This window comes from Desulfomicrobium apsheronum (assembly GCF_900114115.1).
GTDB lineage: Bacteria > Desulfobacterota > Desulfovibrionia > Desulfovibrionales > Desulfomicrobiaceae > Desulfomicrobium > Desulfomicrobium apsheronum.
Genome location: NZ_FORX01000003.1, coordinates 70,475 through 94,368, shown reverse-complemented (window position 1 = coordinate 94,368; position 23,894 = coordinate 70,475). Strand labels below are relative to the sequence as shown.

Here is a 23,894-nt window from a genome sequence, read left to right as displayed (position 1 = left end):
ATCAACGCATGGGTCAGGAAACATGAAGACAATTTTGCGCGGTTTGATTCTCGGGGTGTGGGCGGCGGTTTTCATCACGCTCCTGAGCGCCTGTGCCGGCAAGCCAGGGTCCGAAATCAAACCTGACTCTGGGCCGACGCTGGTGGAGAGGGACGAGACGCCGCAGGGTCCGGCCCTGCTTTCGGAAATCGTCCTGGCTGTGCCGCAGCGGGCAAGCCTTGCAGTGCCGGTGTCGGATCAGCCGCTCATGGCCCCGGCGGAGCAGGCCGCCATGCACAACCAGGCCCTGGAGCGCTTTTTTGCGCCGTGGAAGCAGGTGCGTGCGTCATTGTCCGCGAAAGACATTTCCTGGGGCGTGCGCGGCCTTGGATCCAAACAGGGCTACGCCGAAAATCTGCAGCCGTATCCGCAGGACAGGTGGGTGCATGTCGTGGCCTTGCAGGATCTGCCCACATATCCCTCCTTGAGCGCTCCGGCCATCACCGTACGCAACACCGCCATGCGCGTACTGCCCTCGAATCGGCCGTTTTTTCTGGATCCGAAACGGCCCGGCGAAGGCTTTCCCTTCGACTATTTTCAGAACACCGCCGTGTGGATGGGCACGCCCGTCTTCATCACCCACGTCTCTTTGGACCGGGCCTGGTATTACGTCGAGACGGCCTTTGCCAACGGCTGGGTGCGTAGCGAAGACGTGGCCCTGACGGACGCGAATTTTTGCGCGCAATACGAATCAAGGGCCATGGTGGCCCTACGCAAGGACGAGACCTCGCTGGTCGGGCAGGGCATGTTTCTGGGGCAGACCCATATCGGGGCCATTTTTCCCCTGCATTCCCGGGGAGGGCAGGGTTTCATGGTCAAGGTCCCTGTCCGGGACGCCACGGGCCGGGCGAAGGTGGCCCTGGCCGAGCTTGGCTATCTGCAGGCGTCGCGCATGCCCCTGCCGTTGACTTCGCGCACCGTGGCGGAGCTGGCCGACGCCATGTCCGGGCAGCTCTACGGATGGGGCGGCATGTTCGAGAATCGCGACTGCTCATCCGCCATGCGTGATCTGTTCCTGCCCTTTGGCATCTGGCTGCCGCGCAATTCCTCGCAGCAGGCGAAACACGGAGGAGAACACCTCTCCCTGGAGGGGCTGGACGCTGCCGCCAAGCTGAACGCCATCCGCACCCAGGGCGTGCCGTTTGCCTCCCTTGTCTGGCTGCCGGGCCATATCGGACTCTATCTCGGCACAAGCGACCGGAATGAACCGCTCATGCTGCACAACCTGTGGGGAGTGCGCACCGTTTTGCCGGAAGGGGGCGAAGGGCGGGCCGTGGTCGGACGTCTCGTCATCTCGACCCTGCGGCCCGGCGAGGAGCGGGACGATGTGGGCCGGGACGACTTTCTGGACAAGGTGCGCGGATTGACGCTGATCGGCGCGAAGTCTTCCATGATCGAGAAATAGAAACGCGCGGATGTTCGTCAGAACGATATGCGGATTCACGCCAATTAAAAAAACGACCGGCGTATGCTTAAGAACGAGAAGCAGGAGCTACGAGGAATTGATACAAGCCCGGAAAAGAAAAAGGTCTGAGCGGGGGGTTGCCCAGGAGATGATTGTGAAAAAAGGGTCATTCCCCGAGTGTGTTTTCCTTGTCACCTGTCTGCAGGTAGTGACAAACAATCATATTGAATAACCATCAGCGGGGCCCGATTTCGGGTTTTGCGCCTTATCAGCGGGAGATGGCCATGACGGCAACAAAATCAGTGTTCAGTGTCTGCGGCATGTGCACCGTGCGCTGCCCAATCCAGGTGGATGTGCAGGACGGCAAGGCCGTTCGCGTCCAGGGTAACGAATTTTCTCCGCTCAAGAAGGGACTTTGCGCCCGTGGGGCGGCAGGTATCGCCCTGGAGCAGGATCCGGAAAAGCCCCAGACTCCGCTCATTCGCGTGGGCGAGCGCGGCGAAGGCAAATGGAAGGCCGTGTCCTGGGACGAAGCCCTGGACTACGTTGCCGACAAACTCAAGGGCATCATGGCCGAGCACGGCCCCCGTTCGGTGTTGTGGAGCGATCGCGGAGGTCCCTTCCCGGATCTGCATCAGGCCTTCATGCGCGGCATCGGCTCGCCCAACTATTGCAACCATGACGCCTCCTGCGCCCGCAACGTGCAGCACGGCGCGCAGTCCGTCATCGGCGTGGGCCGCAAGATGGTGGCCTATGACCTGCGCAACGCCAAGCACATCATCCTCCAGACCCGCAATATCATGGAGGCCATCAACGTGGCCGAGGTCAACGCCGCCCTGGATGGCATCGCCGGGGGCGCAAAGCTGACGGTCATCGATATCCGCGGCAACGTCAGCGCGAGCAAGGCCGACAATTTCTTTCTCATCCGCCCGGGTACGGACTACGGCTTCAACCTCGGCGTCATTCACGCGCTCATTTACGAGGGTCTCTACAACAAGGAATACGTCGAGCAGTTCGTGGACGGCTTCGAGCAGCTCAAGGAATTCGTGAAGCCCTACACGCCCGAGTGGGCCGCCGCCGAGACCGGCGCTTCGGCCGAGGCCATCGTCGATCTGGCCCGCCAGCTGTCCGCAGCCGCCCCGAGCGTGGTCTGGCATCCCGGCTGGATGGTCGCCCGCTACAACGACTCCTTTCAGGTCTGCCGCACAGCCTACATCATCAACGCTTTGCTCGGTTCCATTGGTGCCAAGGGTGGACTGCCGTTCGTCAACGCGGCCAAGGAAGTGGGCCGCAAGGGCTTGAAGAAGCTGGTCGATCTTTTCCCCAAGCCGGAAGAGAAGCGGGCCGACGGCGTGGGCTGGAAATACCCGCAGTTCGATGGCGGCCCGGGCCTTGTGAACCTTGCCTATGACGCCATCGTCACGGGCGAGCCGTATCCCGTCAAGGCCTACCTGTGTTTCCGCCACGATCCGCTCATGGCCATGCCCGATCCCGAGGCGCTGAAGAAAAAATGGGCCGGGCTCGACCTTCTGGTCAGCATCACCTTCTCCTGGTCCGACACGGCCTGGAATTCGGATGTGGTCCTGCCCCTGTCCACCTACCTGGCGCGCGAGAGCATCATCGCCGGCAAATCGGGCCTCAAACCCCAGTTCTTTGTCCGCCACCGGGCTCAGGAGCCGACCTTTGACTCAAAGGCCGACTGGGAAATCATCTGCGGTCTGGCCAAGCGCCTGGGTCTTGATCCTTTGGCCTTCGAGACTATCGAGGACCTCTGGAACTACCAGTTGCAGGAAACCGGCGTGAGCATCGAGGACTTCCAGGCCAAGGGTTTTGTGGAATTGGCCGACAAGCCTCTGTACCGCCCCATGTCCGAAATCAAGCTGCCCACGCCATCGGGCAAGATCGAGATGTCGAGCGGCAAGTGGGCCAAGGCCGGGCATGACACCCTCCCTCCGTACATTTCTCCGGCACGTCCGCCGCAAGGGATGTTCCGCATCGCCTTTGGCCGGGTCGGCGTGCACACCCAGGGGCACACGGTCAACAATCCTCTCCTGGCCGAACAGATGCCCGAGAACGTGGCCTGGATTCACACCAGTCGCGCCGCCGAGATGGGCATCGCCGACGGCGACCTGGTCGAGGTCTTCTCGGTCAGGGGCGAAAGCGGAAGGATTCGAGCTTTTGTGACGGATTGCGTGCATCCGGAAGCCCTGTTCATGGTTCACGGATTCGGGCACAAGTTGCCGGTCGAATCGCGAGCCATAGGCAAGGGCGCGGCCGACCATGAGCTCATGCCCGGCGGTCTGGAAAGCTGGGACAAGGGCGGGGGATGTCTCTCCATGCAGGAACATTTTGTCGGCGTGCGCAAAATCTAGGGGGCAGCGATGAGCAATTACAGAATGAAACTGGACAAGAAGCGTTGCATTCACTGCAAGGCCTGTGAAGTGCACTGCAAGGTCAAGAACAATAATCCCGTCGGGATCAAATACGCCGTACACACCTCCGGCAAGCCGGAACTCAAAGACGGCAAAATCGTGATGAAGGCCTCTTTTCGAAGCTGCTATCATTGTGACGACCCCGCCTGCGTTGCGGCCTGTCCCACGGAAGCCATGGTACGCCGCGAGTCCGATGGACTTGTGTACGTGGTCAAGGAATTGTGCATCGGATGCGAGGCGTGTATCGAGGCGTGTCCCTGGAACATCCCCGTCCTGCACGAGGAAGAAAACATCGTCGGGAAATGTGATTATTGCATGGACCGCCTTGATGCCGGTCTGGAACCGGCCTGCGTGACTGCTTGCACCACGCATGCGCTGTGTCTGGAACGCAAAAAGTAAGATTTGCTGTTTTTTTGGTCATGTTGACGCCCCTGGACTGGATGCAGTGCAGGGGCGTTTGTTCTGAAAGTGAGCTTGATGTGTAAGCCCAGGGTCTATGTAAGAAAAGGGCCACTTGATACGAATTAAATGAACACGAGATGTTGAAGTCCCCGGATTGCTGGGTTATGCGGGAGTAGTCGCTGAAAAGGCTTGTGTTCAAATCAAACAGTTGGAGTGTGGCATGAAACTCAGATTCAAATTTGTCCTCCCGCTTTTTATTTCGGTGGTTGTCCTTGGCCTTGCAGGTGGGCTGCTCATCCGATCGCAGCTGACTGATTTTCAGGGGCAACTGCTGCGCTCCATTGCCGAGGAGAAATCGCGCGAGGTGGACACCGCCATTACCACGCTGGCCAACCAGGGACTTGAAAAGGCGGCGCTTTTTTCCCGGCGCACGGATGTTGTGCAGGCCTTTGAGCTGGCTCATATGGGCAATATCGAAAATGAAGCGGACCCGCTCATGCAGCAGGCCCGCGACGAACTGCGGCGGTTGCTTGCAGATGATCTGGCCGGGTTCAAGAGCATCTCGGGCAAATCCATGCAGCTGCATTTTCACCTGCCCAAGGCGCGCAGCCTGGTGCGTCTGTGGCGGGAGAAACAGACCAAGCGCGGCGGGGAGTGGGTCGACATCTCCGACGATCTGACCTCTTTCAGGGAGACGGTCGTGCAGGTCAACGCCAACGGCAAGTCCATCAAGGGTATCGAGGTCGGCAGCGGCGGCTTCGCCATCCGCGGCATAGCTCCGGTAGTGGATGCAGACGGCCAGCAGCTGGGATCGGTCGAGACTCTTGAATCTTTCGAGTCCGTCATCGAGGGCGCTGCATCCGGGGAAGGGCAGAGCATGGTCGTGTACATGAACGCCGCGAATCTGTCCGTGGCCACGGCCCTGCAAAATCCGGAAAAGAACCCCCTGGTCGGCGACAAGTTCGTTCTGGTCACTCCCACCGAGGACGGCCGGGTCGAGGGGCTTGTGACCCTGGATTTTTTGATGAAAGGACAGCAGGGCACTGTTTATGAGCGATACGGCGATGCCGCGCTGGCAGCTTTCCCGGTCAGGGATTATTCGGGCGATCAGGTCGGCGTTCTGGTCTATGCATTCGATGCGTCCTCCTGGACCACGGCGATCCGCGATGTGGGATTTTATATCCTGGCCCTCATGGCGGTTGTGCTCATGGCTGCCGGATTGATCAGTTCGTTCGTGCTCATGCGCCTCATCATCCGCCCGCTGTCGCTCATGAAGACGCGCATTGTCGACATTACGGAAGACCGGGCCGACCTGACCGACTGTCTTGCGGTCACGTCCAGCGATGAGATCGGCGAGCTGTGTTCCTGGTTCAACAAGCTCATGGACAAGATCCGGAACATGCTCGCGAATGTGGCTCAAAGCTCGAATCAGGTGGCGAGCGCCTCCCAGGGGCTGTTGCAGCTGGCCGGCAGCCTGAACGGCTACGCGGATTCGATGACGCAAACTTCCAAGGCGGCGGCGTCCTCCACGGATGACATGAGTTCGAACATGAATACCGTGGCGGCGGCCATGGAGGAATTCACGGTCAACATCGGCACCGTGGCCACCAATTCGGATGAAATGAGCGCGACCATCTCCGAAATCGCGGTCAGCACCGGCAAGGCCAAGGAAATGACCGTTCGGGCCGTTTCCGCAGCGAGCAAGGCCACGGCCCAGGTCAGTGAGCTGGGCGCGGCTACGAGGGATATCGGTAAGGTGACCGAGTCCATCACCGCCATTTCTTCCCAGACCAATCTGCTTGCGCTCAATGCCACCATCGAGGCGGCCCGGGCCGGCGACGCCGGGCGCGGCTTCGCGGTTGTCGCCAACGAGATCAAGGAGCTGGCCCAGCAGACGGCAAGGGAAACCGAAGAGATCCGCAACCGTATCCAAGGCATCCAGCAGGCGACCGGTCATACGATTTCGGAAATTGCAGAGATCACGGAGGTCATCGGCGATGTGGACGTCATCGTGGGTTCCATCGCCGCAGCCGTTGAAGAGCAGTCCGTGACCACGCGCGACATTGCCGAAAACGTCGGGCAGGCCTCGGTCGGGGTTCAGCAGGTCAATGAGAGCGTGGCCCATGTGGATTCGGTGGTGCGCGACATCGCCAGGGACGTGGGGCAGGTGCGCAACGTCGCCGAGGATGTTACCTCCACGGCAAAATCCGTGCACGAGAACGCGCAGAACCTGTCCGGCCTGGCTGAGGGCCTTGACACCATGGTCAGCAAGTTCAAGATTTAGGAGCGTAAAGTTCCAGGTCCGGTTTTATGGAGAACACGCCTGGCGTGTGTCGTGAAGAAATGATTGGCAGGAGAGTCGTCCTTTGGGGCGGCTTTCCTGTTTTTTGGGATTCTCTGCTCCGTCCGGCACTTGGTTATGGGCTGGGCCTGGGGCGTCATTAAAAAAAAAGGACGCGTGATGCTCAATATCGGATGTCATCTTTCCTCTTCCAAGGGCTTTTTGGCCATGGGACGCACGGCCATTGAAATCGGTGCGAGCACGTTCCAGTTCTTCACCCGCAATCCGCGCGGCGGGAAGGCCAAGGATATCGACCCGGCGGATGTGGCCGTGTTCAGGGCGTTGGCCGCAGAGCATGGACTTGGTCCCTTCCTGGCTCACGCGCCGTACACGCTGAATCCGTGCTCGGCCGACGCCAAGGTCAGGAACTTTGCCCTGGAGACGATGCGGGACGATTTGGCGCGCATGGAACATCTTCCCGGAAACATGTACAATTTTCATCCTGGCAGCCATGTGGGGCAAGGGGTGGACGAGGGAATACGGCTCATCGCGGCGCAACTGGGCGTCGTGCTCACGTCGCAAACGACGACCTTGGTCCTGCTTGAAACCATGTCCGGCAAAGGCAGCGAGGTTGGGAGCACTTTCGAGGAATTGCGGGAAATCATGGACCGTGCGCGGATGCCGGAAAAGATCGGGGTCTGTCTGGACACATGCCATGTTCATGATGCGGGATACGATATCGTAGGAGACCTGGACGGCGTGCTGGCCGAATTCGATCGAGTCGTCGGTCTTGAAAATCTGCATGCGATTCACTTGAACGACAGTCTGAATCCCAGGGGCAGCCGCAAGGATCGTCACGCCCGGATCGGCGAGGGGCATATCGGGCTGGCGGCATTCGGACGCATCGTCAACCATCCGCGCTTGCGGAACCTGCCGTTTTATCTGGAAACGCCAAACGAGCTGCCGGGGTATGCCGAAGAGATCCGGCTGCTACGCGGGATGTGGCACGAACGATCCGCCGACCAGGCCGTGACGCGAAAAGCGTTTTGAGCGTTTGCTTCGGGACCAGGGCCTGCTCTGAACGACGGGGCTTGAGGATGTTTGAACCCGTGCATGTCCCGGAGTAGGATTTTGCCAAGATCCCGTTTTCGCGTCTTGCCTTTCGAGGCCGTAGAAAGGCGATGGTTTGATTGGCTGCGCATCATGTGGGCAAGAAAATGCTGATCACGATCTTGTCGTCCTTGCTGCTCACGATGGCGTCCCCGCCGTGCGTCCTTGCGATAAGCCGAGCTGAATATGTTTTGAGCCCGGTTCCGTGTTTTTTGTCGCCCGCGTATTTTTCAAAGAAGATATCCCGAAGTTCCAGGGGCGCTTCTGTCCTGCCGGTGATGTCGATCCGAATCATGCTCGGTGATGTGGATTCAACGGACACCAGAACGATGTCCTCTCGCGGGGAAGCTTCCACGGCCCAATCGACGATGTTCCAGATCATGGAGTGGCAGAGCAGTTCCTCGCCCATGAAATGAATCGGGGCGGGGATGTCAGCGCCGTTGACGACCAGTTGCAGCTTGATGTCTCGCATCCGGGCGGTATCTTCGAGAGCCGAGAGGACCATGCGCGTCACGGCGGTCAGGTCCATTTTCGCGCGAGTCAGGGTGTAGGTTTCCTGCTCCATCTTGAAGAGCACGGAGGCGAGATTGTTCATGGCCAGGAGCGTGCGCCCGGCGTCCTCGATGCGCTGCAGCATGTCGCGCAGGCGGTCGGAAAGATTTTCGCTCAAGAGCATGCGCTTCGGTAGGTCGATGACCGTGTTCAGGGGGGACTTGAGGTCATGCCGCGTGATTTGCTCCACATCTGCCTTGAACCGGGCAGCTTCGCGCAGGGCGAGGTGATTCTTGACCCTGGCCCTGACCACCGCGCTGCTGAAGGGCTTGGTGATGAAGTCGGCGGCGCCGAGGTCAAATCCCTGGGATTCGGTGGTGATGTCGGAAAGGGTGGTCACGAAGATGATCGGAATGTCTGACGTTGCCGCATCGCCCTTGAGCTTCTCGCAAACTCCAAAGCCATCCAGTCCGGGCATCATGATGTCGAGCAGAATGAGGTCTGGGGGGGTGGCGGCGACACTTTCCAGGGCCGTGAAGCCATCGGATGCCGTGCTGACATCATATATGTCGCCGAGAAATTCCACCAGAATGTCGATGTTCACTTCAGTGTCGTCGACAATCAGGATTTTGGAACGTTTCTTTCCGATCATTGGTTATCTATCCATAAGGCCCTGCGGGCCTGGTTGACGGGAGAATTTTTTCACATCGCGGAAAAAAAGCATAGGACCATTCAATAATCGATAATGCCTGATAACTGTACATAAAACAATTGAATGCTGTTGGCACATGTGGGTTGCGTGCTTACAAAACAACATGTGAATACGGTAAGATGTGTCACGCTCGGACTTGCCAATACATTTTCCTTTCAAGAAAAAGCAAACCGTGCGCCACTTCATGGCGTATCATAAAGTCTTGACCCGCTGGAAGGATCAACGGCGGCCGCAAACAAAAAAACCGTCATCTCTGACGGTTTCGTTGTTTGCGGCATTCAAGTAAACGTAATGTTTTTTAAGCGTTTAAGTGGTGGAGCTACGCGGGATCGAACCGCGGACCTCTTGAATGCCATTCAAGCGCTCTCCCAGCTGAGCTACAGCCCCACAACGCGAAGCCGCCTTTTGATACATTCGGCACCGGCTGTCAACAGGAAAAATTGTCATACGCTCAAGTATGGCGCAAAAGGCTCGTCCCTGATAGGGGGGCCTGACAAATCCGGCCTTGAGGGCTTTTAAGATTGAAGTGATTCAAAGGACCCAGGCGGCCGGGGCGGGCTTTTTCCGATGTAGGAAACCAGCCTGTCGCAACCTTAGCGGAGATTTTTTTGATGCGATTTTTTTTGAAGATGGTTCTTTTCACGCTTTTTTGTATTCTGGGACCCGGAGTGCTCTTGGCCGGCGAGAAGGCTGCCGGGCAATGGGATATCGATATGGAGCATTCTTCCGTGGGCTTCCGGATTCGTCATATCGTGGGCTATGTGCCCGGCGTCTTCAGCCGGTTTTCCGGCCAGGTCGAGTATGATGCCGCGCGGCCCGAGAAAAGCCAGTTCTATTTTTTGATCGACAGTTCAAGCGTTCATACCGGCGTACCCGCTCGTGACGATCATCTGCGCAGTCCGGATTTTCTGGACGTGGAGAAATCGCCCCGGATGATTTTCGCTTCCAGAAAAGTTGTCCCCGAAGAAGGCGGCGTCCTCGTCGTCATCGGAGACTTGACCATTCGCGACGTGACCGCCGAGGTCAGGGTTCCGCTACAGGTGCTCGGCATCGTCCCGCATCCTATCACGGACCAGATGCCCGGCACCAGGGTGCTCGGCCTGCATGCAGAGTTTTCCATAAACCGTCTGGATTTCCACGTGGGCTCCGCAGAATGGACACGGATGGGAGTCATGGGCGAAACCATTGACCTGACTATCGACATGGAGCTGCTGCAACGCTAGTACTGTCCTCCGGTCCGGGAGCTCCCGGTCAACTCGCCCGCAGCCAGAGGAAGCATGGACAGTCTTGAGATTCATCTTCGGCACGTCGATGTGGATTTGGGCACAGCCCGCATCCTGCACGACCTGAACCTGACCATTGGTGGTCGCGAACATTTCGCCGTTCTCGGCGACAACGGGGCAGGCAAGACCACCTTGCTGCGCCTGCTGGTCGGCGAGCTGTGGCCTTCGCAGCGAAGCTCCGGCCAGCGCATCTACCGCCTTTTCGGGGAAGAATCGTCCTCGCCCATCGGCGTGCGTCCGCATGTGCGCCTGGTCACGCCTGCCATGGCGGACTGGTATCTGCGCCATGACCTGCGCGTGCCGGTCTGGGAAATCATCTGCGCCGGACTGCACAACACCCCCTTTCTCTATCATGAGCCAGCCGAGTCAGAACGCGAAAAAGCGCGCGCCCTGGGCCTTGAAATGGGCCTGGGGCTGGTCCTTGATCGGCCCATGCGGGCGGTGTCCACGGGGCAGGCCAAACGCGCGCTTCTGGCCCGCGCGCTCATCGCCTCTCCAAAACTGCTCGCCGTCGATGAGCTGACCCAGGGGCTGGACCGGCAAGGGCAGCTGAAGCTGCTCGACGCGCTGAACCGCATCGCGGCCACGGGCCGCACCCGCCTTCTGGTCAGCGGTCACGGACTGTTGCCGGTGCCCGAAGAGGTCCGGGGGCGGATATATATTGAGCACGGACGTCTGGTGGATCGGCCATCGCAGGTACGACCTGGCGCCCTGGAACTGCCGCAGGGACAGGCCGCCTCGTCCCGGTCAGGCGCAGTGGTTGAGCTTGAATCCTGCACTGTGGTCATGGAAGGCCGCGCTGCCGTGGACAACCTGAGCTGGACGGTCAACACCGGTGAATGCTGGGGCGTGCTCGGGCACAACGGCGGTGGCAAGTCGACTCTGCTGCAGCTTGTCACCGGATATCGAAGGCCCTGGCCGGGAGGCGAGGCGAGATGGTTCGGGCGTTCGGGGCTCACACGCATGGCACAGATCCGGGGCCGCATAGGCATTCTGGCTCCCTGGATAGGGGAGCGCATCGAGCCCAAAGCCACCTGTCGCGACGTGCTTCTTTCGGGCCTGTGCGACGGCCTTGGTGTGCATCGCGGTCTTTCCGAGACGCAAGTCAGCCAAACGCGGGAGCTGGCCCGAGCCTGGGGCATGGAGGACTGGCTGGACCGGCCCCTTGGGTCGCTTTCCTACGGCCAGGCGCGGCAGGTCATGCTGGGTCGAGCCGTTGTGCATGGCCCGGATTTCTTGGTCCTGGACGAACCTTTTTCCGGCCTCGACGCCTCCTGGCAGGCGCGCATGGTCGAACTGCTTCGGCATTGGGCCGAGCAGGGGCGCACCCTGGTGCTGGCCACCCACTCTCCGGAATACATGGACGAGCTGCTGACTCACGGACTCATCCTTGACCAGGGACGGCTTGTGGCCGCCACGGAATGGTCCGCATTGCGGCAGACTCCCGCCTTTGCCGCTCTTTTCGAAAGTGCGGAGCGGTCGGCAGGCGGATCATGAACATTGTCTGTCTGGATTCGAGCCTGTGCACGGCCCTGTCCGACCTCGGACACACCGTGAAGGACCTGCGTCCGGGGCCGGGCATCGTGCGCCTTGCCCCGCTTCTGGGGGATTTTGTTCCCGACCTCCTGATCCAGCAGGAAGCCCTTGGGCCTCGGACCCTCGTCATAGATCTCGACGTTTTTTCCTGCCCCAAGGTTTTCTGGTCCATAGACACGCATTTGAACAGTTTCTGGCATCAGTATTACGCCCGCCTTTTCGATCTCTTCTGCACAACCCAAAAGCATTGGCAAGCCTGGTTCCGGGAGCGAGGCACGGCCCGGACCCTGTGGCTGCCCTGGTATGGCTCGCAGCGCGCCCTTGCGCCCTGGGACGAGCGGCGCAGGGGCTTGGGGTTTGTGGGCCGGGTTACCCCGGAGAGGCCGGTCCGGGGATGGTTTCTGGACTGGCTCAAAGAGTTGGGGCCGCTTGAGGCGCGGGTTGATCTGGGCTTTGCGCCCATGCTCGATTTTTATGACCACAGCCGGATCGTGCCCAACGAGTCCATTTTCGGGGAAGTCAATTTTCGCCTGTTAGAAGCGGCTTCCTGCGGATGCGCCGTGATCAATCCGGCCACTCCCGGCCTTGAGGAACTGTTCATCCCGGACGAGGAAGTGGCCGTGTATCGCGATGGCGCGGAGCTTGCCGCCTGGGCCCGGCGGCTGCTCTCGGAGGATCTGCTGGCCCGCAGCATGGGTCTGCGTGCCCGGGAGCGGGTCCGGCGCGAGCATCTGCCAAAGCATCGCGCCACGGCGCTGCTGGCCGCGGCCGAGGATATCGGCGACCGATCAGCGGCGAGCGGCGTCGAGGGGCGGGTGGCCTGGTGGCTGACGCTGTACCATCTCTGGGAGGCTGGGCGCCTGGACATGGACGCAAACGCTCTTGCGGCGGGGCTCTCGGCCCTGCCCGTAACGGAAGAGATTCTGGCCGTGCTGCTGCGATTGCGGGCCAGGCTCGGCCGGGACGAGTTCATGCGTCTGGCCGTGCCGGTGGCGGAGAAAGGGCAATACGAGTCCTCGCTCGAAGTCAATCTGGCGGGCGGTATGGGTGCGCTTCTGTTTGAGGATGTGCGTCTGTCGCGTCTTTTTTTCCTGCGCCACAGGCGTCACTGCGCGCCATCGGCCCCGGACCCGGGGGACACCCCGCTTTTGATTTGCCTTGCCTGGGCCAGGGAGCTACAACGTTTCAGGCGGGTTTTCAGGCCCGGATTCGTGTTCAATCCCAGGAAGCACCTGCCTGCATCGAGCCTGGAATGTCTGGTGCAGGCCAGCGAATTCGATCCGCAAAACACGGACGTGTACCGGGAGATGGCCCGAATCCTTGCCCGCGACAGCGGATGGGACGGCCTGCGACTCAAGGCCCTGTCCTATCTGTCATTGCGCGAGCGTGCGAACTGGCGGCTGACATTGGAGCTCGGGGCCACCAATTGCCGCGCCTTTCGCGTCCGGCAGGGCCTCGAAGAACTGCTGGCGGCCAGGGAAGAAGCCCTGCGCCAGGGTCAGGAAGATCGTTTTTGGCGGCGGCTTGAGGCCCATGACGAATCCGGACGGATCCGGGACCTGCTGCGCCCCGCGATCGACCCGGGAACGCACGCAACCTAAAGCACAAGGCGGATATGCTCGAAACACTGCGCATTCGGAATCTGGCCCTCATCGACGATGTCGAGCTTGAATTTTGTCCGGGACTGAACGTGCTCACGGGCGAATCCGGCGCGGGCAAGTCTTTCATCCTTCGCGCTCTGGATTTCATCCTCGGCGAGCGCATCGCTGCCGACCTGGTCCGCCCTGGCCGTGAAAAGGCCCTGGTCGAGGCCGTGTTCCACCTTGACGGCGAGGAACTTTTCCTGCGCCGCGAGCTCTCCGCCAAGACCGGCCGCAGCCGCCTCTTCATCAACGACGACCTGGGTTCCCAGGAACGCCTGGCCGAGCTTCGCCCCCGCCTCCTGATGCACACCAGCCAGCACGGTCAGCAGCGTCTGCTTTCGCCGGAACATCATGTCGAGATCCTGGATGCGTTTCTGGCGGACCCGCAAATCCTTGTTTCCCAGCGCGAGGCCCGCGAGGCCTTGCAGGCCATTCTGGCGCGCAAGGCCGAGGTGCAGCGGCGCATGGCCGGGCTGCTGGAGCGGCGCGAATTTCTGGAATTTCAATTGGCCGAGATTCGCAAGGTGGACCCCCGTCCCGGCGAGGAAGAGGAGCTGCTGCGACTGCGCGATGCTTCCCGTCAGGCCGAGAAGACCCATGCGCTGGCCGATGAGGCCCAGGGGCTGCTGCTGGGCGAGAACGGGCTGCAGGACGTTCTGACGTCTCTGGAGCGGACGCTGGCCGGACTGGGCGAGGCGGACGAGGGATTTGGCGAGCATGCCAGGGAGGTCGGGCGTTTTCGCGATGGCCTGTCCGACATGGTGCGCGACCTGCGTGCCCTCGGTTCGGACCGGAACGCGGATTTCGATGCCGAAAAAGTGGAGAAGCGTCTGTGGGAGTTGCAACAGCTGCAGCGCAAGCTCAAGCGATCCCTGGATTCCATCGTGGCGCTTGGCGAGGAGATCGAGGAAAATCTGTCCTTCCTGGACGAAAGCGGCCTTGCCTTGCAACGTCTGGAAAAGGACGAGGTTCAGGCAGCGAAGGCCCTGGGGCTGGCCACGGCGGCGCTGAATTCCGCGCGGGAGGCGGCCTCCGTGGACCTGACCGCAGGGCTCAAGAGCGAGCTCGTCAATCTGGGATTTTCGGAGCATTTGCGGGTGCTGGTCGATTTTCGGACCCTGACCATCCATGCGGGGATTGACGAACTCAGGCCCCGGTTTTTATGGGTGCCCAACCCCGGTCTCGATGCCCAGCCCCTTGATCGCATCGCCTCGGGGGGCGAGCTGTCCCGTTTTCTGCTGGCCGTGGTCAGCCTGCGGGCCAGGGATCAGCTCCCGGCCCTGCTTTTCGACGAGGTCGATTCGGGTATAGGCGGGCAGACCCTGATCAAGGTCGCCGAGCGCATCCGCCTTTTGTCCGCGCGCCAGCAGGTCATCCTGATCACCCACTGGCCGCAACTGGCCCGGTTGGCCGATGAACATTTCGCCATCCGCAAGGAAGTTCACGAAGGCGTGACCTACACCTTGTGCACAAGCCTCTCCCCAGCCGAGCGTCAGGCCGAGCTGGCCCGCATGGTGGGCGAGGCTCCACCAATCACCCATGAGTCAGGACAAGCGTCCGGGAATTTCATATGATCGACAGTCAAACACCGTGCCGGGATCTGGAGGTTCTGTCCTGCCGTCCCGGAAGCGATCCCACCCTCATCGACCTTGTTCTCGCTGCGCCGGGCTGGACTTGCAAGCCTGGGCAGTTCGTCATGATACGCCCCGCGCATTGGGGCGTGGAGCTGGTCTGGCCGCGTCCCTTTTCCGTCTGCGACGTGTCCGACAAGGGCTTGCGCATCATTTTTCAGACCGTGGGACGCGGCACGCGCAAGCTCGCTGAGCTCGAGCCCGGACAGAAAGTCACGGTCTGGGGCCCGCTTGGGCGCTGGTTCCGCATCGACGAGGCCCGTCCCAACCTGATCCTGGCCGGAGGAGTGGGCATCGCCCCCTTTGTCATGCTTGCCCGGCGCGAGCGCACGGACAATCTGTCCATGCTCTTCGGGCATCGCCTTGACCTTGAACATTATCCGTACGCCGAGATAGCGGCCCGCATCAAAAGCGAGGCCATGCAGCAGAAAACCCCGGCCGACATCGCCCAGTTCGAGACGGTGCTCTCGGAGCGCATCAAGGCCCTGGCCGGTGTGGGACAGGTGCTGGCCTGCGGGCCGGAGCCCATGCTCAAGGTCGTGCGCAAGTACTGTCTTATGCACGGCACGGACGGTCAGGTTTCCCTTGAAAATCGCATGGGCTGCGGTGTGGGGGCGTGCCTTGGTTGCGTCTGCAAGACCACGGCCGGGGACTACGTGCAAAGCTGCGTGCATGGTCCCGTCTTCGACGTGCGCGACATCGAGCTGGGGGTATAGTCATGGATCAGAAAGTACAGCTTGGCCCCCTGACCCTCAAGAATCCAGTTATCACCGCATCCGGCACCTTCGGGTACGGCCTTGAATTCATGCGTTACGGCGACCTGTCCGCCATCGGCGCGATCTGCCTCAAGGGCATCTCCCTGGCTCCGCGCGCGGGCAATCCCATGCCGCGCATAGCCGAGACTCCGTGTGGCATGCTCAATGCCATCGGCCTGCAGAACGTGGGCGTGGAAAAATTCCTGAAGGAGAAACTGCCCTACATCCCGGCCGGGGCGACGCTCATTGCCAATCTCTACGCCCAGACCCCCGAGGACTTCGGCGAGCTGGCTGGCATTTTTGCGACCGAGGACAAGATCGCGGCCCTTGAGGTCAATATCTCGTGCCCCAATGTTCGCGAAGGCGGAGTCCAGTTCGGCCAGGATCCGCACATGGCGGCGGCTGTCGTCGGCGCGGTCAAGAAACGCTCCGGATCCAAGCCGGTCATCGTCAAGCTGAGCCCCAACGTGACCGATGTGCGGGTCATCGCCAAGGCTGCCGTGGACGCGGGGGCGGACATGCTCTCGCTCATAAACACTCTCTCGGGCATGTCCGTCGACATCCGTACGCGCAGGAGCCGTCTGGCCAACGTGGTCGGGGGGCTGTCCGGCCCGGCCATCAAGCCTGTGGCTCTGCGCATGGTCCATCAGGTGGCGCAGGCCGTGGATGTGCCGATCATCGGCATGGGCGGAATCACCAGCGCCGAGGATGTGCTGGAATTCATCCTGGTCGGCGCGCATGCGGTGCAGATCGGCACCTACAATTTCATGCGCCCCGACAACGCCTTCCGCCTGGTTGAAGAAGTGCGGGTACTGGCCGAGTCCCTGGGGATAACGTCGTGGGATGACTATCGGGGGACGCTTCAGGTTTGAGCGGTTGCAGAGGAGTACTCAGAGAAATGCATGGATTCCCGCCTTCGCGGGAATGACATGGGTGACCTGCGTTACGTCAGCCGCTTGCCCATCTGTGGGAAAAGGCATGACCGCATATCGTGACGTCATCCCCGCGAAGGCGGGGATCCATGCCTTACTGAGCGCGTCGCCCGTTAACGAGGCATCACCCAAGGAGGGAAGGGATGATCAAGAGATTCTGCGACATCTGCAGTGTGGAAATCCAGGGCCTCAAGGATGGAATCTACGAGGAACGCTACACCCTGGTCATTGAGGACCCAGCCAATCTGACTCGCCTCGGCGGGCAGCTCGGAAAGATGAATCCGGTCATCGAGATGAAGCTCCAGAACAGCAACAACACCGATATTTGCCGAGAATGTCTGGAAAAGATTCTGGTCAAGGAGTTCCATCGGCGGGCCAGAAAGCCGGAGTAGCATGGCGGAGAGGTCTCTTTGTCCGCGCCTTTTGCCTTGAGCGAAGATGCGGGGGCGGCCTTTTTCAGCTTTTACGCAGGACCGCGCCGTAGAAAAATTCACCCAATCCTTCCGCTGGATCGCTTGTCGATTGGCGCAGGCAGGTGAAAGCGGGGTTGTCGCGGGTGAAACGTTCGATCTGCTTCTCGTTTTCTTCGGGATTGAGCGTGCAGGTCACGTAGACCAGGCATCCTCCCGACGTGATGATATCGCCCGCAGCCCTCAGAATTTCTCCCTGCAGGGCGACCAGCCCTGCACAATCGGATGCGGTACGCTTCCACTTGATGTCGGGCCGCCGGGAGAGAACGCCAAGGCCCGAGCAGGGCACATCGAGAAACACGGTGCGGGGCATCTGCCGCAGGGGATATGGGCCTTGCCCCTGGGTCCGGAATGCCGGGATGTCAAAGCCAAGCCGCGCGCCTTCGGCCTTTAGCTGCCTCAGACGAAAGACATTGACATCCGACGCCCAGACGCTTTTGCCCCGTTCGGCCACCAGGTACGTCTTGCCGCCGCGACCGGCGCAGGCGTCGAGCACGGGGGACGGCCAATGGTCAACGCCAAGGAAGTCCATGATTTTTTGTGCGGCAAGGCTCTGACGGGTCGCCGCCCCCTCGCTAACTGCCTGTTGCAGGAATTCCGGCCACTGCGTCACGGCAAATCCCCAATTCGAGGAATCCAGTTTCAGAGGCTGCAGATTGCTTCGCAGCTCTTCCGCCCGGGCGTGCCCGCGGTTGATTCTGACTCCCAGCGGCGGGGCGGTGAGCGTTGCCTGCAGGAAGGCCTGGGTCCGCTCCTTGCCGTAACTGTTCAGCCACATACGCACCAGCCACTTCGGGCAGGAATACCAGGCGGAAAGGAACTGGTCGTGACCGGCGGTCTTGGTCTGGTAATAATCCTCGAAGCGCACGGCCAGCCCAAGGCGCAGAAGACTTCGCAGCACGCCATTGGCAACTTTGCCCATGGTCTGGTTCAGTCGCTCGCGCACCAGGGTCACGGCCCAGTCCAGGGTCGCGTAATCGGGGATGCGGCTCAGGAAAAGGAGCTCGTACATCGCCACTCCGAGAATGCGTTTCATGACGGGAGAGGTCTGGACCGGGTTTTTTAGCAACTGGGAGAGAAGAAAATCTATGCGTCCGCGCATGCGCAGATAGCCGTAGGCCAGTTCCGTGGCCAGGCCCTTGTCCTGTGGGGACGCGGCCGCCGCGGACAGTACGTCGTCCACGGCGGCCTGCAGATCCTGGTTGTTGTCCAGGGTGCGGCGCAGGATGTCCATGGCCAGGCGGCGGGCCGAGGGCGTGCTCATGCCAGAAATTCTTTGATGGCCCACTCGACCTTGTCCAGGGCGACGTCGGTATCCAGGCAGGGGCCGAAGGGGCGGGAGTTCAGGATGCCGTAAACGGGTAGCGGGTGGGTGTCCTGGATGCCGCTGGCCAGGTCGCGCTCGCAGGCCACTGCGATGATGAGCTTGGGCCGATGCTGAACCACGATGCGCCGTGCGATGGTCCCGCCCGTGGCCACGGCAAGCTTGATGCCGTATTTGTCGCGCAGGTTCAGCAAGCCCGCCAGGGCGCATTCGCCGCAGCGCTTGCAGTTGTCGATGTCGTAGGTCAGCCGATACTTGCAGCGGCTGTTCTGGATGCAGTGGGGCATGAGCAGCAGAAGTCTGTCGGCGGGGTAGCGGTGCCCTTCGCCCCGGACCAGCTCGTTGTTAACCTTGATGAAGGAGGCCCGCACCGTCTGTTTCGGGATGCCCACCGCACGTCCCAGCAGGGTCATGAGCGGCAGGAAGAGCTTGACCGTGATGCCGCGCAGGCGCTTGGCGAAGAGCACGGGGCGGCCGAGCAGGATGTTCAGGACCAGGGCCAGGGCCGCCCAGCCTATGGCCAGGATCAGGGCGACGGTGATGAAGCCGAAAACCCAGGGTGCGGCGGGATGGATGGTGGTCAGCCCGACAAAGGGGATGAACCAGACCATGGCCAAAAAGAGGCAGATCAGCACCGAAGAGCCAGTGATCAGACCGATGAAGACACGCTTGCGGGTCTTAAAGGAATCCCGGATCTCCTGTTCCAATGGGCTTCTTGTTTTGGCGCTCTTGGGACTGGCCATGGAATTATTCGCCCGGGCAGGTTGGTTCGGGTTTGAGCAGATGGTCGCCGGAGCAGCGGCTCAGGTAGCCGCAGTAGAACTCCCGGCCCCGCAGGGGCTTGCTGTTTGCAGGCTTGATGACCGGCACTGCATACAGACGGTCGGCGCAGGCGATGAGCACGCTGTCGTCGGCCACGCCGTGGATTTCACCAGGCTGCACGCCTTCGGGCAGCGGGTCGCCGATAGTTCCCGGGTGCACGGTCAGGCGCAGGGTCTTGCCGGGCATGCCGTCCCAGTCGAACCAGGAGCCGGGCCAGGGGAAAAGGCCGCGGATGCGGTTGTGCACGTCCAGCACGGGCCGGTTCCAGTCGATGCGCCCCTCTTCCTTGGTAAGCTTCGCCGCATAGGAGGCCCGGGCGTGGTCCTGGGGGATGCGCACGAGGCGTCCCTGATCCATCTTTTCCAGAGCGTCGACAAGAAGCTTGCCGCCCATCTCGGCCAGTTCGTCGTGCAGGGTCTGGGCCGTGTCCATGATGCCTATGGCGCGGCTGCGCTGCAGCAGGATGTCGCCGGTGTCGAGGCCTGCCTCCATCTGCATGATGGTGATGCCCGTCACGGGCCGTCCGTCCATGATGGCACGCTGGATGGGGGCCGCGCCCCGGTACTCGGGCAACAGGGAGGCGTGCACGTTGATGGCGCCGAGCCTTGGGATCTCAAGTACCGTGCGGGGCAGGATCAGTCCGTAGGCCGCGACGAGCAGGAGGTCGGGCTCAAGGGCCGCGAGCTGGTCCACGTCCGCCTGCTCCTTGAAGTTCAGTGGCTGGAATACGGGGAGCCGCGACTCCATGGCCAGCAGCTTGACGGGTGGGGGCGTGCAGATCTGCCCCCGGCCGCAGGGGCGGTCGGGCTGACAGTAGACTCCAACGACGTCGCAGCCGCCCCAGTCAAGGAGATGTTTCAGGGACGCGGCCGCGAAATCCGGCGTGCCCATGAACACCACTTTCAATCTTCGTTTTTCTCTTTCAGCCATTTTTTGAGCTTTCTTTCATACAGGGTGCGTTTCAATTTGCTGATCTTGTCGATGAACAGCACGCCATCGAGGTGATCCACTTCGTGTTGCAGGCAAATGGCCATGAGGTCGTCCGCATCCATCTCCACCGGGTTGCCGTCCAGGTCCGTGGCGGAAAGGTGCAGGCGCTCGGCGCGTTTCACCGTGGTGCGGTAGCCGACGACGGACAGGCATCCTTCCTCGGATTCCACCGAGCCTTCGAGGTTCGACAGGACGGGGTTGACGAAGACCAGCGGGTCTTCGCGCTTGTCCGGCCCGCTAAGGTCCACGGTAATGAGGCGGATGCTCTCCGCCACTTGCGGGGCCGCCAGCCCGATGCCTTTGTCATTATACATGATTTCCAGCATCTCGGCGGCCAGGGCGCGTATTTCGTCCGTGATCTCCGTCACTGGCGCGGCCTTTTTGGCCAGCACTGGATGGGGATAGGTAATGATCGATCTCGACATGATGTTTACTCTTTGGGCTTTTCTCTCAGGCGCAGGCCCAGGTCGCGCAACTGTGTATTTTCGACCGCCGACGGGGCCTCGGTCATGAGGCAGGTCGCCTTTTGGGTCTTGGGGAAGGCGATGACGTCGCGGATGGACTTGGCTCCGGTCAGGAGCATGATCAGACGGTCCAGGCCAAAGGCGATACCGCCGTGGGGCGGGGCGCCGAAGACCAGGGCGTCGAGCAGAAATCCGAATTTGGCCTGGGCCTCCTCGGCATCAATGCCGAGCGCGGCAAACATCTGCTGCTGGATCTCGGGGTTGTGGATGCGAATGGAGCCGCCGCCGACCTCGGTGCCGTTGAGCACGAGGTCATAGGCCCGGGCGACCGCCGACCCCGGATCGGAGGCCAGTGCGTCCATGTCCTTGGGGGCGGTGAAGGGATGATGCATGGCCACCCAGCGCTTTGCCTCGGGGTCCCATTCCAGGAGCGGGAAATCCGTGACCCACAAGGGCGCGAAGGTTCCTTCGGGGATGAGGCTGAAGCGCTCGCCGAGCCTTAGGCGCAGGTTGCCGAGCGCGCTGTTGACCATGTCCGGGGCACCCGCCTGAAAGAAGACGATGTCGCCGGGCTTGAGGCCCAGGGCCTCGGTCAGTCCGGCCCGTTCGGCATCGCTCAGGAACTTGGCGATGGGGGACTGCCAGCCGTCCTCCTTGATCTTGATCCAGGCCAGGCCCTGGGCGCCGTAGATCTTGACGAACTCGGTGTAGTCGTCGATCTCCTTGCGCGAAAGCTCGGCGCCGCCGGAGACGGGCAGGGCTTTTATCAGGGCGGCCGTGGCGAAGAGCTTGAACTCCGAGCCGCGCACGATTTCCGTCACGTCGGTGAGCTTCAGGTCAAAGCGGATGTCCGGCTTGTCCACGCCGTATTCGGCCATGGCCTGCTCGTACTTCATGCGCGGGATGGGCAGGGCGAGCTCCTGGCCCAGTGACTCGCGCAGCACGCGGGCGATCATGCCCTCGGCCATGTCCATGACCTGCTCTTCGTCCACAAAGGACATCTCGATGTCGATCTGGGTGAACTCGGGCTGGCGGTCGGCGCGCAGGTCTTCGTCGCGGAAGCATTTGACGATCTGGAAATAACGGTCCATCCCGCCGCACATCAGGAGCTGCTTGAAGAGCTGGGGCGACTGGGGCAGGGCATAGAATTGGCCCTGATTGACGCGGCTCGGCACCAGAAAGTCGCGCGCGCCCTCGGGGGTGGACTTGGTCAGGACCGGGGTCTCGATTTCAAGGAAGCCGAGCTCGTCCAGATAGCGTCGCACGGACTGGGAGACGCGGCTCCTGAGGATGAGATTGTCGGCCATGGCCTTGCGGCGCAGGTCCAGAAAGCGGTACTTGAGGCGCAGGTTCTCGGAGACGTCCACGCGATCCTCAATGGGGAAGGGCGGAGTCTTGGCCGTGTTCAGGAGCTTGAACTCCGTGACGTAGACTTCGATGGCGCCCGTGGCCAGCTTGGAATTGACCATATCATCGGGGCGTGCACGGACCACGCCCTTGATGGCCAGCACGAATTCCGTGCGCAGCACATGGGCGCGGGCGTGCGCCTCGGGAGCGACCTCGGGGGAGAAGACAACCTGGGTCAGGCCGTGGCGGTCGCGCAGGTCGATGAAAATCAGTCCGCCGTGGTCGCGGCGGTACTGTACCCAGCCCATGAGGCAGGTTTCCCGGCCCAGCTCTTCCGGTCCGAGATCCGCGCAGGTGTGGGTTCTGCGCCAGTCGCCGAGGGAGTCCATCCCGAGTTCCGTGTTTCTGTCATCCATATATGTTCCTCGCTTGGGTACGATAAGCTGCAAACTGTGTGTGTAAAGCCCTAGGGCTTGCGAAAACCCAGGGCCTGCTCCAGGTCATCCTGGCCGATATTCTTCTGCACGCCCGTGGCCATGTCCTTGACCACGATCTGTCCTTTCTCCATTTCGTCCTGTCCAAGGATGAGGCAGGTCTTGACGCCGAGCTTGTTGGCCTGGCGCATCTGGGCCTTGATGCTGCGCGCCTCGAAGGATACCTCTCCGGCGAAGCCCCGCTCGCGCATGCGCTGGGCCAGAAGCAGGGCCGTGTTCAGTGCACGGGAGTCGAGCACCGCCAGGTAGAAGTCCGGGGCCGGGATTTGGGCCTGGCCGTAAAGCAGGGCCAGACGTTCCATGCCGCAGGCGAATCCGATGCCCGGCAGGTCGGGGCCGCCGAGCTGCTTGATCAGTCCGTCGTAACGGCCTCCGCCGGCCACGGCGGTCTGGGCGCCGATCTCGCCGGAGACGACTTCGAAGGTGGTGCGCTGGTAGTAGTCCAGGCCCCGCACCAGTCGTTCGTTCAGGCGGTAGGGCAGGGCGGCGCTGTCCAGGATGTCGCGCACCTGGGCGAAATGTTCGTCGCATCCGGGGCACAGGGAGTCGGCGATGCTGGGGGCGCCTTCGACCAGTTCCTTGCAGGCCGGGACCTTGCAGTCCAGGACGCGCAGGGGGTTGGTTTCACTGCGGCGCTTGCAGTCCTCGCACAGCTTGGACTGGTCAACTCCGGCCAGGAAGTCCCGCAGGCGCTGGTGGAAGACCGGCCGGCACTCGGGGCAGCCCAGGGAGTTGAGCTCCAGGGAAAGATTTTTCAGGCCCAGCTTGCACAGGAAGGTCCAGAGCATGAGCACGACTTCGGCGTCGGCCTGGGGCGCGTCCGTGCCCAAAACCTCGACGTCGAGCTGATGGAACTGGCGCAGGCGGCCTTTCTGCGGGCGCTCGTAACGGAACATGGGGCCGCAGGCAAAAAGCTTGGTCGTGCCTTCGGACCCGCACTGGCCGGATTCGATGAAGGCGCGCAACACTCCGGCCGTGGCTTCGGGGCGCATGGTCAGGGAGCGTCCCTTGCGGTCGGCGAAGGTGTACATTTCCTTTTGTACGACATCGGTTTCTTCGCCGATGGAGCGGGCGAAAAGCTCTGTTTTCTCCAGGATGGGCACGCGCACTTCCTGGCAACCGTATGTGGCGAAAACCTGGCGGGCCAGGTTTTCCATCAGGGTGTGGACCGTGCTCTCCGGGCAGAAGAGGTCAGAAAAGCCTTTAATTTTCTGAATTTTAGACATAGAAAATATCTGTCCTTGACGAATGGGATGGGGGATGCGCGCCTTGAGCCAGGCTCCGTTTGCGATGGGGCGGGACTTGCGGCGATGCGCATGGGAAAATTGAA

General features: G+C 61.4%; 19 protein-coding genes and 1 tRNA gene. 12 read left to right on the top strand and 8 right to left on the bottom strand.

Features of this window, described 5'->3' with window-relative positions:
* The first annotated feature begins 22 nt into the window (after positions 1–22).
* The 5 genes from BMZ40_RS04575 to BMZ40_RS04555 all read left to right on the top strand — a co-directional run bounded on the left by BMZ40_RS04575 (position 23) and on the right by BMZ40_RS04555 (position 7,609).
* A complete protein-coding gene (locus tag BMZ40_RS04575; RefSeq protein ID WP_092372944.1) occupies positions 23–1,444 on the top strand; it encodes an SH3 domain-containing protein in 1,422 nt (473 codons plus the stop codon).
* A 284-nt stretch (positions 1,445–1,728) separates the two neighbouring features.
* Positions 1,729–3,816, top strand: coding sequence for a molybdopterin-dependent oxidoreductase (locus BMZ40_RS04570; RefSeq protein ID WP_092372943.1), 2,088 nt, complete (start codon positions 1,729–1,731; stop codon positions 3,814–3,816).
* Between the two features lie 9 nt (positions 3,817–3,825).
* On the top strand, positions 3,826–4,275 hold the full coding sequence (locus BMZ40_RS04565; protein WP_092372942.1) for a 4Fe-4S dicluster domain-containing protein: 450 nt from the start codon (positions 3,826–3,828) through the stop codon (positions 4,273–4,275).
* Between the two features lie 223 nt (positions 4,276–4,498).
* The gene (locus BMZ40_RS19875; RefSeq protein WP_092372941.1) at positions 4,499–6,562 is read left to right on the top strand and encodes a methyl-accepting chemotaxis protein; all 2,064 of its coding nucleotides are present in this window, start codon (positions 4,499–4,501) and stop codon (positions 6,560–6,562) included.
* Positions 6,563–6,739: 177 nt separating this feature from the next.
* Positions 6,740–7,609, top strand: a complete 870-nt coding sequence (locus BMZ40_RS04555) for a deoxyribonuclease IV (RefSeq protein WP_092373133.1) — start codon at positions 6,740–6,742, stop codon at positions 7,607–7,609.
* A gap of 151 nt (positions 7,610–7,760) precedes the next feature.
* On the opposite strand, the gene BMZ40_RS04550 is transcribed toward BMZ40_RS04555, so the two are convergent.
* Both BMZ40_RS04550 and BMZ40_RS04545 read right to left on the bottom strand, forming a co-directional pair.
* Positions 7,761–8,813 carry a hybrid sensor histidine kinase/response regulator gene (locus BMZ40_RS04550; RefSeq protein WP_092372940.1) on the bottom strand — a complete coding sequence of 351 codons (1,053 nt, stop codon included), beginning with the start codon at positions 8,811–8,813 and terminating at the stop codon, positions 7,761–7,763.
* A 371-nt stretch (positions 8,814–9,184) separates the two neighbouring features.
* A tRNA-Ala gene (locus BMZ40_RS04545) sits at positions 9,185–9,260 on the bottom strand.
* 224 nt (positions 9,261–9,484) lie between these two features.
* Between BMZ40_RS04545 and BMZ40_RS04540 the strand changes: the two genes are divergently transcribed.
* The 7 genes from BMZ40_RS04540 (at position 9,485) to BMZ40_RS04510 (ending at position 17,045) form a co-directional block, all read left to right on the top strand.
* Complete coding sequence (locus tag BMZ40_RS04540) at positions 9,485–10,096, top strand: YceI family protein (protein WP_092372939.1); 612 nt, start codon at positions 9,485–9,487, stop codon at positions 10,094–10,096.
* Between the two features lie 54 nt (positions 10,097–10,150).
* Positions 10,151–11,653, top strand: a complete 1,503-nt coding sequence (locus BMZ40_RS04535) for an ATP-binding cassette domain-containing protein (RefSeq protein WP_092372938.1) — start codon at positions 10,151–10,153, stop codon at positions 11,651–11,653.
* Complete coding sequence (locus tag BMZ40_RS04530; RefSeq protein WP_177193020.1) at positions 11,650–13,293, top strand: glycosyltransferase; 1,644 nt, start codon at positions 11,650–11,652, stop codon at positions 13,291–13,293. Before BMZ40_RS04535 ends, BMZ40_RS04530 begins: the two co-directional genes overlap by 4 nt.
* A 14-nt stretch (positions 13,294–13,307) precedes the next feature.
* Positions 13,308–14,909, top strand: a complete 1,602-nt coding sequence (locus BMZ40_RS04525) for a DNA repair protein RecN (RefSeq protein ID WP_092372936.1) — start codon at positions 13,308–13,310, stop codon at positions 14,907–14,909.
* The gene (locus tag BMZ40_RS04520) at positions 14,906–15,682 is read left to right on the top strand and encodes an iron-sulfur cluster-binding protein (RefSeq protein ID WP_092372935.1); all 777 of its coding nucleotides are present in this window, start codon (positions 14,906–14,908) and stop codon (positions 15,680–15,682) included. Before BMZ40_RS04525 ends, BMZ40_RS04520 begins: the two co-directional genes overlap by 4 nt.
* Positions 15,683–15,684: 2 nt before the next feature.
* Positions 15,685–16,593 (top strand): dihydroorotate dehydrogenase, encoded by a 909-nt coding sequence (locus tag BMZ40_RS04515; protein ID WP_092372934.1) that lies wholly within the window; start codon positions 15,685–15,687, stop codon positions 16,591–16,593.
* A gap of 203 nt (positions 16,594–16,796) precedes the next feature.
* Positions 16,797–17,045, top strand: coding sequence for a hypothetical protein (locus tag BMZ40_RS04510; protein ID WP_092372933.1), 249 nt, complete (start codon positions 16,797–16,799; stop codon positions 17,043–17,045).
* Between the two features lie 64 nt (positions 17,046–17,109).
* Here the strand turns inward: BMZ40_RS04510 and BMZ40_RS04505 are convergent, their stop codons facing one another.
* Genes BMZ40_RS04505 through hisS form a run of 6 tightly spaced genes read right to left on the bottom strand, consistent with a single transcriptional unit; the run spans position 17,110 to position 23,790 of the window.
* Entirely contained in the window at positions 17,110–18,387 is a 1,278-nt protein-coding gene (locus BMZ40_RS04505) for a transcription antitermination factor NusB (RefSeq protein WP_092372932.1), read from the bottom strand.
* Positions 18,384–19,190 carry a DUF116 domain-containing protein gene (locus BMZ40_RS04500; RefSeq protein ID WP_092372931.1) on the bottom strand — a complete coding sequence of 269 codons (807 nt, stop codon included), beginning with the start codon at positions 19,188–19,190 and terminating at the stop codon, positions 18,384–18,386. The genes BMZ40_RS04505 and BMZ40_RS04500 overlap by 4 nt, the downstream gene beginning before the upstream one ends.
* A 4-nt stretch (positions 19,191–19,194) precedes the next feature.
* Entirely contained in the window at positions 19,195–20,199 is a 1,005-nt protein-coding gene (fmt, locus tag BMZ40_RS04495) for a methionyl-tRNA formyltransferase (protein WP_092372930.1), read from the bottom strand.
* Entirely contained in the window at positions 20,172–20,684 is a 513-nt protein-coding gene (gene def, locus BMZ40_RS04490) for a peptide deformylase (RefSeq protein WP_092372929.1), read from the bottom strand. Before def ends, fmt begins: the two co-directional genes overlap by 28 nt.
* Before the next feature lie 5 nt (positions 20,685–20,689).
* On the bottom strand, positions 20,690–22,486 hold the full coding sequence (aspS, locus tag BMZ40_RS04485; RefSeq protein ID WP_092372928.1) for an aspartate--tRNA ligase: 1,797 nt from the start codon (positions 22,484–22,486) through the stop codon (positions 20,690–20,692).
* 50 nt (positions 22,487–22,536) lie between these two features.
* Positions 22,537–23,790 (bottom strand): histidine--tRNA ligase, encoded by a 1,254-nt coding sequence (hisS, locus tag BMZ40_RS04480; protein ID WP_092372927.1) that lies wholly within the window; start codon positions 23,788–23,790, stop codon positions 22,537–22,539.
* Positions 23,791–23,894: the final 104 nt, after the last annotated feature.

Bases quoted from the DNA above. Each gene is read 5' to 3' on its own strand.
- BMZ40_RS04520 (WP_092372935.1), top strand. From the start codon at position 14,906: ATGATCGACAGTCAAACACCGTGCCGGGATCTGGAGGTTCTGTCCTGC.
- fmt (WP_092372930.1), bottom strand. From the start codon at position 20,199: ATGGCTGAAAGAGAAAAACGAAGATTGAAAGTGGTGTTCATGGGCACG.
- BMZ40_RS04555 (WP_092373133.1), top strand. From the start codon at position 6,740: ATGCTCAATATCGGATGTCATCTTTCCTCTTCCAAGGGCTTTTTGGCC.
- BMZ40_RS04525 (WP_092372936.1), top strand. From the start codon at position 13,308: ATGCTCGAAACACTGCGCATTCGGAATCTGGCCCTCATCGACGATGTC.
- BMZ40_RS04510 (WP_092372933.1), top strand. From the start codon at position 16,797: ATGATCAAGAGATTCTGCGACATCTGCAGTGTGGAAATCCAGGGCCTC.
- def (WP_092372929.1), bottom strand. From the start codon at position 20,684: ATGTCGAGATCGATCATTACCTATCCCCATCCAGTGCTGGCCAAAAAG.
- BMZ40_RS04565 (WP_092372942.1), top strand. From the start codon at position 3,826: ATGAGCAATTACAGAATGAAACTGGACAAGAAGCGTTGCATTCACTGC.
- BMZ40_RS04535 (WP_092372938.1), top strand. From the start codon at position 10,151: ATGGACAGTCTTGAGATTCATCTTCGGCACGTCGATGTGGATTTGGGC.
- BMZ40_RS04540 (WP_092372939.1), top strand. From the start codon at position 9,485: ATGCGATTTTTTTTGAAGATGGTTCTTTTCACGCTTTTTTGTATTCTG.
- hisS (WP_092372927.1), bottom strand. From the start codon at position 23,790: ATGTCTAAAATTCAGAAAATTAAAGGCTTTTCTGACCTCTTCTGCCCG.
- BMZ40_RS04550 (WP_092372940.1), bottom strand. From the start codon at position 8,813: ATGATCGGAAAGAAACGTTCCAAAATCCTGATTGTCGACGACACTGAA.
- BMZ40_RS19875 (WP_092372941.1), top strand. From the start codon at position 4,499: ATGAAACTCAGATTCAAATTTGTCCTCCCGCTTTTTATTTCGGTGGTT.
- BMZ40_RS04575 (WP_092372944.1), top strand. From the start codon at position 23: ATGAAGACAATTTTGCGCGGTTTGATTCTCGGGGTGTGGGCGGCGGTT.
- BMZ40_RS04530 (WP_177193020.1), top strand. From the start codon at position 11,650: ATGAACATTGTCTGTCTGGATTCGAGCCTGTGCACGGCCCTGTCCGAC.
- BMZ40_RS04500 (WP_092372931.1), bottom strand. From the start codon at position 19,190: ATGGCCAGTCCCAAGAGCGCCAAAACAAGAAGCCCATTGGAACAGGAG.
- BMZ40_RS04570 (WP_092372943.1), top strand. From the start codon at position 1,729: ATGACGGCAACAAAATCAGTGTTCAGTGTCTGCGGCATGTGCACCGTG.
- aspS (WP_092372928.1), bottom strand. From the start codon at position 22,486: ATGGATGACAGAAACACGGAACTCGGGATGGACTCCCTCGGCGACTGG.
- BMZ40_RS04505 (WP_092372932.1), bottom strand. From the start codon at position 18,387: ATGAGCACGCCCTCGGCCCGCCGCCTGGCCATGGACATCCTGCGCCGC.
- BMZ40_RS04515 (WP_092372934.1), top strand. From the start codon at position 15,685: ATGGATCAGAAAGTACAGCTTGGCCCCCTGACCCTCAAGAATCCAGTT.